Below are 12,607 nucleotides of genomic sequence, written 5' to 3'. Positions count from 1 at the left end.
AATTACTCATTCTCCCACAGTAATACCTGGTTAACTTACGCCGTGCTGTACTAGTTTCAAGCGAGTCAACGCTTTGGTAATTGCCTCACCGTTACGCTTCAAGTATTCTTGACCCAAATCCGATAAGGCAATGGATTTTTTGTCAGCACCAACATCCTGAATAATATCTACTAACTGCCGTTCAATTACCGCTCGGTTGGGGTCATCAGTTTGAGTAGTAACTAGTACGGTTGCAGTTGGTTGACCAAAAACCGCTACCCCATTTTCTGGGTATTTCGACACTTTAACCTGGTTATCATGCCTCACCACCCGATAGACTTCTAATCCTTGTTGCAGCAAGCAATTGCATAGACTTAGCATTACAGCATCTGATGAACAAACAAATACCGCTTTGGCTTTACGATAAAATTCGCGCAACTGACACCCAAAAGCAATCATTTTCCCATCTGCTGCGTCCTTTGCACCTGGCACTTGGATGAGGTCATATCCTCGTTCATGCAATAATTGGTCTGTATTCCCCAGCACCCGCCAATTAGCAAACGCTATTTTACAAGTGATTTGGTAAGAGCATCGCGACTGCAAAAACGCTTCCATATCTGCCGTCAATTGAAGATTTTCAGCATCCAGTAATAAAACTGCAATATCTTTGTCACGAGAGGTTGGCATTAATTCCCAAAAATCCTCTTGTTTTCTCCATAAGAACCATATCCTAAATCATGCACCTCCACTCAATGCTCCATAAGTATTTTATAACTCAAGATAGTTGACAAGGTAACAAACTAATGCAGTTGGGAGCAACCACATTGGGTTATACTTACAACTCCACATCACTATTCTGAGTTGGAAAAAACTGCTGATATTGCCTGTGCCCCGCAACTGCTATTTCAGAAGGAGTGTCAAATTCAGTAGCCTTTGTCCCAAGCTGCAATTCTTGGTACAAAGGTACACCATCTCCGTCATTATCGCTATTGAGAAGCTTCGTCATGACATAAGCAGGAGCGACTTGCGTCAAACGATTTATTACATTAATAACAAATTCATTAGATGCTTCGCAAGCATGAAGATATCTAATTAGGGTGTCAACATCTGTCTCATTCATCTCGGCTGGGTTTTTCACCCCAGCTTCGACAATGAAATCATCATAAACAACTTTCTCGTTATCGGTAAAATTTTCCTTGAGAGCTTGCTGGATAATTAATTCAGCCTGCTGCTTTTGTATTGGTTCCATAATGCAAATTTTTTAGACATAACTATTAACAGTATCTACCGCAATAACAAAAACCACCACTTTGACTAACGCCAGCCTGCTAAGTAATAGCAAGCAGGTAATTTTGTCTGACGACGCATCCTGAATGGTTACAACCAAACACACAAGTTTATTCCAAAGAACACGGTGTCATCCACATCGCAGCCATCATTGATAAAAACCTCTACTTTAAAAAGGGAAATGTAAATCAAATCATCTTCGACTGGGAACAAGAGGTAAATAATGGCAACCTATTACCTATTCACAAAGCACCATCTGGGAAAAGTGTCCAAAACCTACGAGATAACCGCTATTCTTGATGGCGCAGGAAAACTAAAGAGTTGTCAATGACTTCTAGTTGTGCGCAAACCATGCCTACAAGGATACTGCTGGCGAATCAGGGGTAAAACCCTCTAATTCGCATCAAAGAAAATAAAAAATAGTAGAACAGGTTAACATTCTTAAACATAAGATTCAAGCGGCTTACGCCGGAAGGTGAGCGATGAATCTTATCTTTTGACGTCCAAGGTTGCGTTAAATAAACCATGAACACCATAACAATCACCTTCACTCACAATCAAGCGCTCTCACCTAAATATACTTTTGAACAGCGCGTTGCAATCAAAAGCAATTGTAATCCCCAAGAATGGGCGACAGGCAAAGTTACAGGACTGCGAATCGATGATTATTCAGGAAGTACCTGGAATTACACAGTCGTTCTAGATTCTCCACGAGGATACTGCGAAGAATTGGTTGAAGAAGATTTGGTAGCAGTTCAAGAAATTTTCACGCGATAAATATCCTATTTGCAATCAATAAGAACCACTTAGTTTTGGTGATACTTCCTTCACCAAAATTTATTTGCTCATGGCTAACGCCTAAGAAACAAATGAAAGGAATTAGGAGCAAAACATTATGAAAAAGCCGGATGAAATAACTGCTGATCTCAAGCAATTTATTGGTTCGGATATTATTTACAAACATTGGCTAGGCATCGGGTTTACAGAAGGAGTTAAATACCTCGCTGATACTGCCGAAGCCTATTGGCTAATAGATGCAATTGCCTCGCATCAAACTCAGACTTTTTTGTCTAATACCAAGCTGCAATATTTTCAGATTTGGCATTTGTTAGTCAAGGGAAAATCAGGCACTTTGATTTGTGAATGGGATACAGATAAGGAGATTCTACGACAAGAACTTGAGTACACGGACTTCTCACTATCTAGCATCAAACTTTACCTGGTTCAGAGAGTTTTGATGTTACCAAATGAGTACTAATGTCAACCATCCAATTTTGACTGGAATAAAAATAATGATTGAAGCGATAGATTTTGAACAGACATTTGTTACTAATCTTGAAATGTTCATAGGCAAAGCTGACAAATTTATCAAGATTTACTATTCAGGTGTAAGTAAAGAAAAGCATTTAAAAGAAATAATGCTGGAAGTACAAAAACTAGCAATGGATGCAGACTTGCAACAACTGGAGATTGATTACCAGCAACACTGCGAGAACAAAGACTTAATGGCTGACTGCGATGATTCAGCTTGGTGGTGAATTTATCTTTACATACGTAAATAGCAGCCAATCTGTAGGCTAACGCCCTGTTGTTCATGAAGTTTTTGGAGTATTTTGTATGGCATCACGTAAATCTTCTACTCTTGCTTTTCAACCAATTGATGATTCAATCTTAGGTGAGTATGCCGTTAACAACTACTCTGAACGTGTATATTCAAAAGTTTACTATTCTATTCGCTCTCTTTGTGGCCTTGTCGCTAAGCGATCGCTCAAAGAAACTTTCAATTGGAATGATTTTAAAGAACGCTTTGCAAGTGATTTTGGCAAACTTGAAGAAAAGCGATACTCCCTAGAACAATTGCTTGAATACGCTAACCGTAAGTTTGGTAAAAGCCTTGAAGACTTGATAGTGCAAGATCGAATGTCTTGGCAACGTAGACAAGAATATGCTGAACGTATAAGTGCTAATCTTCTAAGTAGGTCAACCTAATTAAACATAAAACGTTCAACTTGAAACTGACCTTGCACGGCTCTATTTTCTATACCCTCAATAATGGCGATTGCCTACGGCAGAGCTAGCCCCTAAGGGGGCGCTACGCAAACGCTTAACGCTAGTTCATATTCATCCTCAAAAACTCGAGATGCAAGCTCGTCACGTTTGAGATGCAACCATTCATCTTCAATACGATTCATTTGAGGGCTGTAAGGCGGCAGAAAAAAGATGTACAAACCCTGCTGTTGCCATCGTTGATGGTGCTGACGTGCAAGATGGCTTTTATGAACAGACGCCGGGATCGTGAATGATGACGGTGATTTGTCCTGTTTTATGCAAGCGATGTTTAGCAATTGCTGCCTGCCAGTCCATTAGTTGCACATAGGTTGGTGTCTTGAGTGTCCCAACCATTAAGGCATAATCAAAACGAACCTTCGGTTCCCAAACACCGAAGATGTTGACACGCCTACCCCGTCGGCGTGGTTGCCGGATACATTTTTGTTCTCCCCTTCGTCCGTAGCTGTAACTTGTGGGACTAGTACAATAGCAACCAGATTCATCCAGGTACTTCAAATACACAACGCCTAATTGTGCCCAAAGCTTGAGTAATTCCCAATCCAAGCGTTTGGCTTGGAGATACTCTGGGTTTCGGGTTACAGGCGGACTGTAACGCACCCGTTTCCAGTACCACCCTTTTTTTTTAATACCCGTCTGACTTGTTCGGCTCCCAGTTCCACTCGTCTTTCACTCGCTAGTTTCTGGCTCAACTGCCGTGCACTGTATCGCCGTGGTTCTGCAAGCCACTGCTCTAGTGCCTGCCAATCGGCCTGGTTCCAACGTCGTGTTCTTCCACGTCCGGGCGCTTCCCACAGTCCTCCCAAACCATGTTTGTGCCAGCGACTGATCGTTTGCCGCACTGTTTGCTCTGCCCAATCTAAGTACTGCGCAATCTTTGGAACATTCCAACCGTAAGCGTTTAGTCTTAAAGCGTTAAGCGAAGCTCTGCCGTAGGCAATCGCTCTTTGCTTAGTTCTTGAAGGCACTCGTTGCGCACAACTGAGTTCTTTGAGTGTACGGTCTTCTTCACAGGTCAGCGTTATTCTTAGCGGCGCAGGCATCGGTTATCACTTTATTGCTGTCTTCTCCCTATCTTACGTTTTTTTAGGTTGACCTACTTATCTCAAAAAAGTGGAGAGAGTGAATGTTAATGAAGTCAATAAAATGTGAGTTGTCTGGCGCGAAGCTTCAATTCTGATTAATTAAACTCTTTCACCACCTAATGACAAGTTGAAGAATAAAGTCAAAACAAGGGGAGAAAATATTGTTTCTCCCCTTTTTAGTGTCACAAGTTTGGTTAACTCTTCATTAATTCAAAAAAAATCAATTCACAAAAATTCAATCAGATTCTGTCATCACTATGTTACAAAATAGCTACATTGTTTGGGAAGGAGCATCTTTGATTAACGGTTCACCAATAGTTCTGATTTTGACAGGATTTGTTTTCCATACATCCAATCGTAAAACTGGACGATTAATTCAGTCTTGGATTTTGCAACAAGAATTTGTCCCCACAGATGCTGCCAAAAATGGTTTAGACATAGGCATTTGCGGTAACTGCCCTTTAAAGTTGAGTCATTCGGGTAGCTGCTACGTAAACTTGTTACCCACCAATAATATTTACCGCAAGTATGCAACTGGGACTTATCCAAAATTTAGCACTCACGAGATAGAAGTTTTGAAACGATATCGCTATCCCATTAGAATAGGCTCTTATGGAGACCCGACAGCAATACCAATTGAAGTGTGGGAGCCGATTATTTTTGCATCTCAAAAATACACTGGATATACCCATCAATGGAGATATTGCGATACTCGTTGGCAACAATATTTAATGGCTTCGGTAGAAAGCGAAGCTGAAGCGAAAGAAGCTCAAATCAGGGGTTGGAGAACTTTTAGAATTACTGCTCCTAATGCTCCTTTGATGTCTAATGAAATTCTTTGTCGTAATACTGAAGACGACAGAATTCAGTGTGAAAACTGTCTGTTGTGCGATGGAGTATCATCTAAACCAAATATAGGCGATCGCGTTCATGGATTAAACTGGAAAGTTTCAAATTTTGAGAAATATATCAACTCAACAGCAGTTTCTGCAGGTAATGGTAGATAAAGCACATAGCGCGTAAATAAATCGACGTAGAGTATGCCCTCAATCAAAGGTTAGCGTAGAACCAACAATCATAAACCGAAATATCAATCAACTATGGACAACCAAAAAATCAATTATTTACTAGAAGGAATTTGCACTTTTCATTGGAACGCAGACTTTAAGAAATTCTGCGAAGTTTGTAACTTTGATCCGAACCACGCCTACTCACATGAAAAATGGCAACACTGGCAACAGTTGGTATCAAGTATCAAAGCGTTTGATCAAAATATTCTTGCCAAGCTAATTGAAGCTGGTCATCGGTAAGTGCTGTAGACGTTGAGCCGAGGGCGATGTGAAAAAGGCGTTGAAAATGCTTGATTTTTCGTTATCCACAACGGCTTTGCATATAAGGAAGTAGCAAATTATCAAACCCTTTGCAGGTTAATTGTTTTCAGCCTTAATTTCCGAATATGCGCCCGTCTCAGCTCAACGTCAAATTGAGTTTGAATTCGATCAGTTCACAAATAAACATCGTATAACTGACGAAGAATCACCTACAAAAATCAAATCACTACAAGCACTAACGCTCATGCTGCATGAGTCATGTGATAAGAATTTTTATGATCTCATGCACGCTCAAATCCGTCAGATTATCTCCTCTTTAGATGAGTTACCTGAAGAATGGCAAGTTGTCCCCACGTTCGGTAAACGCCCTTTGGGAAAAGAATGGCAGAAAAACACTCACTCTCCCAAAGAGCTACAAGCCGAACTTATCCGTCACCACTTCAAAGTCTGGACAAATGACAGATACATCGTCCCCACTGGCATCGCCTTGGTATGCGGACCCAATCATCCTCAAGGATATCTGGTAGCAATTGACTGCGACGGGGAAACCTCCTGGCGACAAATCATTCAGATTAACGAACATCAAAAACCAGAAGAACTTGACCAGCTAACACCTAACACTGCCCACGATACTTCTGTGGAGTCGCTGCACGAACGTGCACTCCAATATCTTCCTCCTACGGTTGCATTTACCTCTGGAAGAAATTACCGAAGCCAACATTTATACCTCATCCCAGGTTCAGAAGCTCAGAAAGTAAAATCTTGCAGAATCAAAACTGGGAAAGACGAACACCTAGAGTTCCGAGGCAAAAACCTAGCCTCAATCCTTCCCCCTTCCTACCATCCAGACGGCAGAAAATACAAGTGGCTTCCTGGCTGTAGTCCATCTGAGATAGAAGTACATCAATCTCCTAACTGGCTAATTGCTCAAATGCTCGTCAAACAGGAGAAAACAAGAAAATTTAACCTACCTCAAGAAAAATATAACTGTAGATATGGAACAGACAGATATGCTCACTTAATACCCTCAATCGAAAACAATATCCAAACCGCACTTGTACTACTCGAAGTCATCCACCCGCAATTTGCAGATGATTACCACTCGTGGATTCAAGTTGGAATGGCACTCCATAGTGTTAGTCCTATCCTTTTTGAAGCATGGGACACCTGGAGCCAGCTATCACCTAAATACAAACCAGGCGAATGCGCCTATAAATGGAAGTCGTTCCGCAAAACTGGCATCACTATCCGTACTTTGTTTAGATTCGCCAATCTTTCTTAATCATGAACAGTCAAATACAGCCCAACGAAAATGAACCAACCCAGAAGTTAGCTACATGGTTCAAAAGCATTTTTAGCTAAAAATTGAGTGATGGAGTGTTCGCGCAGCGGCTCCGCAGGAGCTTCGCCTTATTACTTAGTTTTTACTGTTCTAAAGCGCGATCGCCTTTGGCGGGGCTTCGCCCATCGCGTACAAATAAACCACAATAACCAGGTTGCTTGTTGTACTTAAATTTTGTGGTTTTTGAACTCGATTTATAGCTTTGAAGTATATGTTGTCCTATCGGGACTTAAACAAAACCGAGAAAGAAAAAAGGTTATAATGCTTTTCCAGCATAGCTTTCACGTCAAATTAACTCTCGATGAAACAGACAACTCCCGTAGCCATGCCTCCTTGCTTTGAAAAATGGTGTCAACGGTTTGATGATGTGTTTACTCATAAAGCGCAAAAAAGAGAGTTTAGACATCCTCCACGGGGGGTTATTGGGAGAAAGCGAGAGAAAAAACCTATTTCAGATAGCTTCAAATACCGTGGTTTCTTCCGTTGTAGCGACTACTGTCCGACACCAACATTTTTTCCTTCCAACCGACCACATTGATAAAAGCTACGCAGATTAGGGAAAGCTTTATCTAAAAGCCAGCTTCGACCGACTTCTGATTCAGGAATACCACGGGCAGCCATATAATAACCACTCCTATAAGCAGCTACACCCAAACAAGCTTGCAGATTTGATATTCTTCGCTCAGAAGTTGGAATAGTCATCAAATTTTCTAGATGACTGGGATGATAATTTTCTGCTACTAGCAAAAAATAAACCAAGGTATGTACCAATCGGGATAAGACAACTGTTCGGTCTTGCCAGCGTTCTAAATCGGACTTGATACAAAAGTAGTCAGGTAAATCACTTTCTTCAGATTCACCGTTAACAAATAAATCACTCCGGCTTTCTAGAAAACTGGAGTCTAGACCGATAAAGTGTTTGAGAAAAACAAGGGTATAACCCCAACGTTCATGATCCTTGGTTTGAATCGAATATGCAGCTTGAGAGTACTCTGGTCCGTACTTCTGTTGCAGTTGTGCAACTGCTTCTTGGTCAATATCACCCCGCCAGTCAGAATTAGCAAAAAAATCTTTGAAAACCTCTTTCAAATAGATGGGTGAAAACTGGTTAATATCTGGTGCATCATCTTCAAAATCGTGTTCATAAGTGTCAATAAGAAACTTTTCTAGCTCGATTTCTAACTCTTGTCTTCTATCAACTGGTAGTAGAGATTTCGCTTCTTCCAATGATAAAGGAAAGTCTAAATAAGGATGACCTTTCGCTAAGTAAGAATCACCCAATTGCACTAAGCAATCAAGCGCAATAGTTCGTGCAAAATACTCATCTTGTGGATGTACATATACTCCATTTAATTCTTTATCCACCAGCATCATATTAATTGCCAATAAAGCAAACCATGACGCATCGTGCAAACTCTTAGGTAAATCAGCAATTAAGTCTACTAACTTCAGTTCTAGAATTTCTCCCCACACACCTATTCTCACGGTGTTGGAAACATCACAAAAATGCTCAACATCCTCTTTTACATAAGTTTCCCCTAACCAAGTCAGATTCTCTACTTGCAAAGGGGATGAGTAATCAGGAGTAAGTGATAGCTGGCTGTCTTCATCAGATTGTATCCACATCAAAGCCAAAAGAATCAACTTACAAATATTAATTCGCTTTAGAAGAAGATACTCAGACATGAATACTTAATTAGATTTGTCAGATAAATAGCACTTCTAGCCATACCAACATAACACAGGCAACCTTTTCGTCCCTTAGTAAAAACTACGATTTTAAGGAAAACAAACATAAAGAGAAATCATCTATACGTTTGGAACAACAAAAGTGTGGTTGAAAGAAAAACAACTCGTCAAAATCATAAACCTGCTCAGGAACAATTGCTAACGCAAAAAACCAAAGAAGTATATAAATCTTCACGATTATGAACTATATCAATAAAGTCATCCTGGTTGGCAGATGCGGACAAGAGCCAGAGCTAAAGTATTTCGAGTCAGGTGCTGTTAAAGCCAGTATCAGCATCGCTGTCAGACCTCCCTATAGAAGCGAACAAGCCCTTTGGTTTGACCTTGTAGCATGGGGAAAGCAAGCAGAAGTTATTGGTAATTACGTTCGTAAAGGAACCCAGATTGCGATAACTGGCGAGTTTGGATTTGACCGTTGGGCAGATAAGAATTCAAACGTCATGCGACAAAAACCTGTAATTACCATTAACACTATCGAGTTATTAGGTTCACCCCGTAAGGAAGAATCTACATCTATTACATCAAACGACATGGCGATCGCCCAAGGGGCAGTGGCAAAGCCAATCGCTAACGCCAATTTCTAAAAAAAGTACTTTTCGTCTACGCAGTATTCGTTGTAGGCGAAAAACTATCTACTAAATTTACAAACCACACGAACATGATTAATGCTACTAGCACTGTACGAATTAAGTCTGTCAATCAAACCCACAATCAGGAAGGTTCCTTAATTGCGTTCGGTATTGCCGAATTCTACTACCGTTCCCGAGAAGGAGTAGTCGCTGATGAAGTACCATACCGTTCTTTGGGTGTACCTGCTGTCGTTATCAACGAGCAAGGGTCAGGTATACACGGGACAGCAGAAGGGTATCTTGATTTACAAGTTGATAATCGGGGTGAATACAAAGAAAAGATTACCACATTCGTCATTAAAAACTTTGTCACAGCACAACCAATCAACGAACTAACCCAAACTAGTAGTAATTCTCCCAAACCTGAAACACCTGAATTTGCAAAGGAACTGGTCGAAGAAAACATCACTTCCACGAATGAAGACGTACCTTTTTAATGAGTTCTAGAATTTCACCGATAGTGTTAGTACAGACAGGTTGGCTTGTTTGTACTAGCATTATTTTTTTTACAGAAATCCAGGAGAAAAAACCACTATTTGATAGAATTGCTGACAATATGACCAATGGCAACGGAAGTCTCCGACTCCGCGCCATTTCAATAGGTGCTTTGGATTCATGAATGAGGTTTAAGAGGAAACAGGGAATGGGGAACAGCTCATCTGGGAAATCCCCACAGATAAATCAAGGGGATTTAGACAAGGACGCCTCATGCCTCGTGCCTTACATCTAGGCATGAATCCTTTTTTGTTATTCATAAATAAATAATGGTGCAAGTACCCAATATTGGGTCGCGGTTCTTTCACTGTTCCCTGTTCTCTGTTAAGTTCTCCCACCCCGTCCTTCGGAGCGTGGCGGAGCGCCATAGGGGCTGGTCAGTGACCTCAAGTATTTGGTTTGGCACAGATACTACTTTGAGCAAACAACCACAAGTTTTTGCAACACAACAAGTGAAAACTGATATAACATTATCTCAAAATTACCAAAACAAAACTGATATAACGTTATCTCAGGATTGAAAATGTCACGGGGTCTTACACGTAAAAAAATTGGACAAGCTTCTGTTTGTTGGTCTGTGTTGTCTCCTCGCGTATTCGGAGTAATAAGCCTGCCCCGATTTTGGGGGACAATGCGTGAAATGTCGTTAGTCAACAAAGAAAAACACCATGTCAGTCAATTTAATTCTTTCAATTGAGACAAATGCTGGGGGGGTAGCTAAAAGTACTGTTTCGTACAATCTTGCCTATGAATTAAGTGTTCGCGGCTATTCAGTTGCGTTATTAGACATCGACCCAAACGAATCACTGACTTTGTTTTGTGGATTAAGAGAAGTGGAAGCACCAGGAACAATGGCTGACGTGTATGAGCCAGAGTTCAAAGGGAATTGGCCTCTAGTTACAGCTTGGCAGGGAAAAACTGACAAAATTCAGGTTTGTAAGGGCGGAAAAGAATTGCACGAGACAATACGTCTGATATCAAAGGATCTGCGCGGAGCTTATATCCTTGCAGATCGGCTGAGTGATTACCCCTTACCTCAAGATTTTGTGATTATCGACTGTCCTGCAACCTTGGAGCCTTTACCATTAACCGCTCTTGCAGCTTCTACTCATGTATTAATTCCGATTCAACCTGAATACAAAGCTTCCCAGAGCGCTGCTGCAATGATTGAATGGTACTATGACAACTGCAAGCGCCTGAGATTGAAACCAACTCCAAAAATCATAGGAATAGTTCCCACTCGTTGGAAAAGTGACTGGGGAGCACATAGAAGTATTGTTGAGGAACTTCCAGTAGTCTGTCAAAATCTAGGAATTCAATACTTTAGTCCAATTCGCGAGTCAGCGGACATTCTGAATGCTTCTGGTAGGGGCTTACCTTTAGGAATTTACAGACCAGGCAGAGAAGCAAGAGCAGACTTTCTACCTATCGTTGATGCACTAATTCAAGAACTTAAGGTAATGAGAGGTCAATAGATGTCAAAGTCAAACAAACCGAGTGTGCTGGGAATGTTTGCTTCTGCAGCCGGTTCGCAACAGGTATTTGAGCTTGAAGAACGGATAGAAGAGTTGCAAGCAGAAATTACTCGGTTGAAAGATGAACAGGTAAATGGAAAGCTTGCCGAACAAGAACGGACTCGTCTCAATCAAACTATTGAAGAACTACGAGAACAGCTCAAAGCATCTGGTGTTTTTCAAATCCACTATAGTCAAGTTAGACCTAATCCCAAGCAGGCAAGGCAAACATTCACACCGGATAGCATTCACAGCATAGCTGTTTCAATTAAAGAAGAGGGGCAACAAGAGCCGATCATCTTGCTACCAGGAAATCTCATCTTCGATGGAGAACGGAGATGGAGAGCAGTTGCAGAGTATTTGCAGCCAGAAATTGAAACGCTGGATGCAGTTATGCTGCCGAAGGAACTCTCAGAGTCGGAATTACACGCACTGACACTATTAACTAGTCTTCATCGAGAAGGTTTGAATGAACTAGATTTAGCTGAGGGTTTAATCCAACAAGCTAAATTAGCTTTTGAAATTGAACAGGAAGAGGTTGTCAAGGCAGTTAGGAGAGTGATTGCCAGATTAAATGTAAAAAAACTCTTGCCGAAATTAACTGAACTAGTCAGTGTAACAAGAGTTGAGCAGTTAAAGGGCATCAAAGAATTTGAGTTAGACGAGACTGAGCGTAATGTTTTTCTACTATTGCTACGTTTTCAACAAAATCCAGCGTCTGTAGATGCAAACGTCTTCCCCTGCTTGCGACTGACGCAAGATTTAAAGACTGCGATTCGAGAATCAGGACTTGGTGCTAACCATGCTCGCTCGCTTCAACAACTCAATTCCAAAAATTTAGGAATCGAGGATACTCAGGCTGAGAAAATCCGACAAGATGCGACATTGCAAGTTTTGCAATCAAGGCTAACTGTGGCTCAAACTCGTTCTCTAGTTACCAAAATTATTGCTGAACGTACTCCAGGAAAAAAAATTAAGCCAAATCGCCAAATCAATTCTCTGATTCGATCTGTCTGTACAACTAAGGTTGATGATGTCCCCCCGTCGCAACTGAAAGACTTACTTGCTGCATTAGAAGCTAAGGCTAAAGAAATTCAGGAAAAGCTGGAAGATACGACTAATTGAACAG

At 41.0% G+C, this 12,607-nt stretch carries 17 protein-coding genes and 1 pseudogene; 12 read left to right on the top strand and 6 right to left on the bottom strand.

What is annotated here, in order from left to right:
* Positions 1-30 precede the first annotated feature (30 nt).
* Entirely contained in the window at positions 31-666 is a 636-nt protein-coding gene (locus AC5590_RS17955) for an NYN domain-containing protein (RefSeq protein ID WP_211178418.1), read from the bottom strand.
* A gap of 148 nt (positions 667-814) precedes the next feature.
* A complete protein-coding gene (locus AC5590_RS17950; protein ID WP_171978420.1) occupies positions 815-1,228 on the bottom strand; it encodes a hypothetical protein in 414 nt (137 codons plus the stop codon).
* A gap of 563 nt (positions 1,229-1,791) precedes the next feature.
* On the opposite strand from AC5590_RS17950, the gene AC5590_RS17945 reads away from it, so the two are divergent.
* The 4 genes from AC5590_RS17945 (at position 1,792) to AC5590_RS17930 (ending at position 3,255) form a co-directional block, all read left to right on the top strand.
* Positions 1,792-2,043 (top strand): hypothetical protein, encoded by a 252-nt coding sequence (locus AC5590_RS17945; RefSeq protein WP_169264877.1) that lies wholly within the window; start codon positions 1,792-1,794, stop codon positions 2,041-2,043.
* A 118-nt stretch (positions 2,044-2,161) separates the two neighbouring features.
* A complete protein-coding gene (locus tag AC5590_RS17940) occupies positions 2,162-2,524 on the top strand; it encodes a DUF6876 family protein (protein WP_169264876.1) in 363 nt (120 codons plus the stop codon).
* Positions 2,525-2,558: 34 nt separating this feature from the next.
* A complete protein-coding gene (locus AC5590_RS17935; RefSeq protein WP_169264875.1) occupies positions 2,559-2,804 on the top strand; it encodes a Pb-reticulocyte-binding protein in 246 nt (81 codons plus the stop codon).
* Positions 2,805-2,883: 79 nt separating this feature from the next.
* On the top strand, positions 2,884-3,255 hold the full coding sequence (locus tag AC5590_RS17930; RefSeq protein WP_169264874.1) for a hypothetical protein: 372 nt from the start codon (positions 2,884-2,886) through the stop codon (positions 3,253-3,255).
* A gap of 92 nt (positions 3,256-3,347) precedes the next feature.
* On the opposite strand, the gene AC5590_RS17925 is transcribed toward AC5590_RS17930, so the two are convergent.
* From AC5590_RS17925 to AC5590_RS17915, 3 genes are read right to left on the bottom strand one after another with little or no spacing between them, the layout of a single operon-like run.
* Positions 3,348-3,494 (bottom strand): transposase, encoded by a 147-nt coding sequence (locus AC5590_RS17925; protein WP_370460713.1) that lies wholly within the window; start codon positions 3,492-3,494, stop codon positions 3,348-3,350.
* Positions 3,495-3,540: 46 nt separating this feature from the next.
* Entirely contained in the window at positions 3,541-3,933 is a 393-nt protein-coding gene (locus AC5590_RS17920) for a hypothetical protein (RefSeq protein ID WP_169264872.1), read from the bottom strand.
* Positions 3,912-4,376, bottom strand: coding sequence for a helix-turn-helix domain-containing protein (locus tag AC5590_RS17915; protein ID WP_169264871.1), 465 nt, complete (start codon positions 4,374-4,376; stop codon positions 3,912-3,914). Before AC5590_RS17915 ends, AC5590_RS17920 begins: the two co-directional genes overlap by 22 nt.
* 299 nt (positions 4,377-4,675) lie before the next feature.
* On the opposite strand from AC5590_RS17915, the gene AC5590_RS17910 reads away from it, so the two are divergent.
* From AC5590_RS17910 to AC5590_RS17895, 4 genes and pseudogenes are all read left to right on the top strand, one after another.
* A complete protein-coding gene (locus tag AC5590_RS17910) occupies positions 4,676-5,425 on the top strand; it encodes a hypothetical protein (protein WP_169264870.1) in 750 nt (249 codons plus the stop codon).
* A 93-nt stretch (positions 5,426-5,518) separates the two neighbouring features.
* Entirely contained in the window at positions 5,519-5,728 is a 210-nt protein-coding gene (locus AC5590_RS17905; protein WP_048870748.1) for a hypothetical protein, read from the top strand.
* A gap of 304 nt (positions 5,729-6,032) precedes the next feature.
* The gene (locus AC5590_RS17900) at positions 6,033-7,031 is read left to right on the top strand and encodes a bifunctional DNA primase/polymerase (RefSeq protein WP_169264868.1); all 999 of its coding nucleotides are present in this window, start codon (positions 6,033-6,035) and stop codon (positions 7,029-7,031) included.
* Between the two features lie 361 nt (positions 7,032-7,392).
* Positions 7,393-7,564: pseudogene (locus tag AC5590_RS17895) on the top strand (IS701 family transposase); the annotation flags it as partial.
* 19 nt (positions 7,565-7,583) lie between these two features.
* Here the strand turns inward: AC5590_RS17895 and AC5590_RS17890 are convergent.
* A complete protein-coding gene (locus tag AC5590_RS17890; protein ID WP_169264867.1) occupies positions 7,584-8,777 on the bottom strand; it encodes a hypothetical protein in 1,194 nt (397 codons plus the stop codon).
* 242 nt (positions 8,778-9,019) lie between these two features.
* On the opposite strand from AC5590_RS17890, the gene ssb reads away from it, so the two are divergent.
* The 4 genes from ssb (at position 9,020) to AC5590_RS17870 (ending at position 12,603) form a co-directional block, all read left to right on the top strand.
* The gene (ssb, locus tag AC5590_RS17885) at positions 9,020-9,424 is read left to right on the top strand and encodes a single-stranded DNA-binding protein (RefSeq protein ID WP_169264866.1); all 405 of its coding nucleotides are present in this window, start codon (positions 9,020-9,022) and stop codon (positions 9,422-9,424) included.
* Between the two features lie 74 nt (positions 9,425-9,498).
* The gene (locus tag AC5590_RS17880; RefSeq protein WP_169264865.1) at positions 9,499-9,906 is read left to right on the top strand and encodes a hypothetical protein; all 408 of its coding nucleotides are present in this window, start codon (positions 9,499-9,501) and stop codon (positions 9,904-9,906) included.
* Between the two features lie 726 nt (positions 9,907-10,632).
* Positions 10,633-11,439, top strand: a complete 807-nt coding sequence (locus AC5590_RS17875; protein ID WP_169264864.1) for a ParA family protein — start codon at positions 10,633-10,635, stop codon at positions 11,437-11,439.
* Positions 11,440-12,603: a ParB/RepB/Spo0J family partition protein gene (locus tag AC5590_RS17870; protein ID WP_169264863.1), complete on the top strand. Its 1,164-nt coding sequence runs from the start codon at positions 11,440-11,442 to the stop codon at positions 12,601-12,603.
* Positions 12,604-12,607: the final 4 nt, after the last annotated feature.

It is taken from the genome of Brasilonema octagenarum UFV-OR1, assembly GCF_963888615.1.
In the GTDB taxonomy this organism is placed as follows: domain Bacteria; phylum Cyanobacteriota; class Cyanobacteriia; order Cyanobacteriales; family Nostocaceae; genus Brasilonema; species Brasilonema sennae.
The sequence above is the reverse complement of the archived record's forward strand: the minus strand, read 5'-3'. Positions and strand labels throughout refer to the sequence as shown.

Excerpts from the sequence above, each read along its gene's own strand:
- AC5590_RS17955 (WP_211178418.1), bottom strand. The coding sequence starts at position 666 with ATGCCAACCTCTCGTGACAAAGATATTGCAGTTTTATTACTGGATGCT.
- AC5590_RS17950 (WP_171978420.1), bottom strand. The coding sequence starts at position 1,228 with ATGGAACCAATACAAAAGCAGCAGGCTGAATTAATTATCCAGCAAGCT.
- AC5590_RS17945 (WP_169264877.1), top strand. The coding sequence starts at position 1,792 with ATGAACACCATAACAATCACCTTCACTCACAATCAAGCGCTCTCACCT.
- AC5590_RS17940 (WP_169264876.1), top strand. The coding sequence starts at position 2,162 with ATGAAAAAGCCGGATGAAATAACTGCTGATCTCAAGCAATTTATTGGT.
- AC5590_RS17935 (WP_169264875.1), top strand. The coding sequence starts at position 2,559 with ATGATTGAAGCGATAGATTTTGAACAGACATTTGTTACTAATCTTGAA.
- AC5590_RS17930 (WP_169264874.1), top strand. The coding sequence starts at position 2,884 with ATGGCATCACGTAAATCTTCTACTCTTGCTTTTCAACCAATTGATGAT.
- AC5590_RS17915 (WP_169264871.1), bottom strand. The coding sequence starts at position 4,376 with ATGCCTGCGCCGCTAAGAATAACGCTGACCTGTGAAGAAGACCGTACA.
- AC5590_RS17910 (WP_169264870.1), top strand. The coding sequence starts at position 4,676 with ATGTTACAAAATAGCTACATTGTTTGGGAAGGAGCATCTTTGATTAAC.
- AC5590_RS17905 (WP_048870748.1), top strand. The coding sequence starts at position 5,519 with ATGGACAACCAAAAAATCAATTATTTACTAGAAGGAATTTGCACTTTT.
- AC5590_RS17900 (WP_169264868.1), top strand. The coding sequence starts at position 6,033 with ATGCACGCTCAAATCCGTCAGATTATCTCCTCTTTAGATGAGTTACCT.
- AC5590_RS17890 (WP_169264867.1), bottom strand. The coding sequence starts at position 8,777 with ATGTCTGAGTATCTTCTTCTAAAGCGAATTAATATTTGTAAGTTGATT.
- ssb (WP_169264866.1), top strand. The coding sequence starts at position 9,020 with ATGAACTATATCAATAAAGTCATCCTGGTTGGCAGATGCGGACAAGAG.
- AC5590_RS17880 (WP_169264865.1), top strand. The coding sequence starts at position 9,499 with ATGATTAATGCTACTAGCACTGTACGAATTAAGTCTGTCAATCAAACC.
- AC5590_RS17875 (WP_169264864.1), top strand. The coding sequence starts at position 10,633 with ATGTCAGTCAATTTAATTCTTTCAATTGAGACAAATGCTGGGGGGGTA.
- AC5590_RS17870 (WP_169264863.1), top strand. The coding sequence starts at position 11,440 with ATGTCAAAGTCAAACAAACCGAGTGTGCTGGGAATGTTTGCTTCTGCA.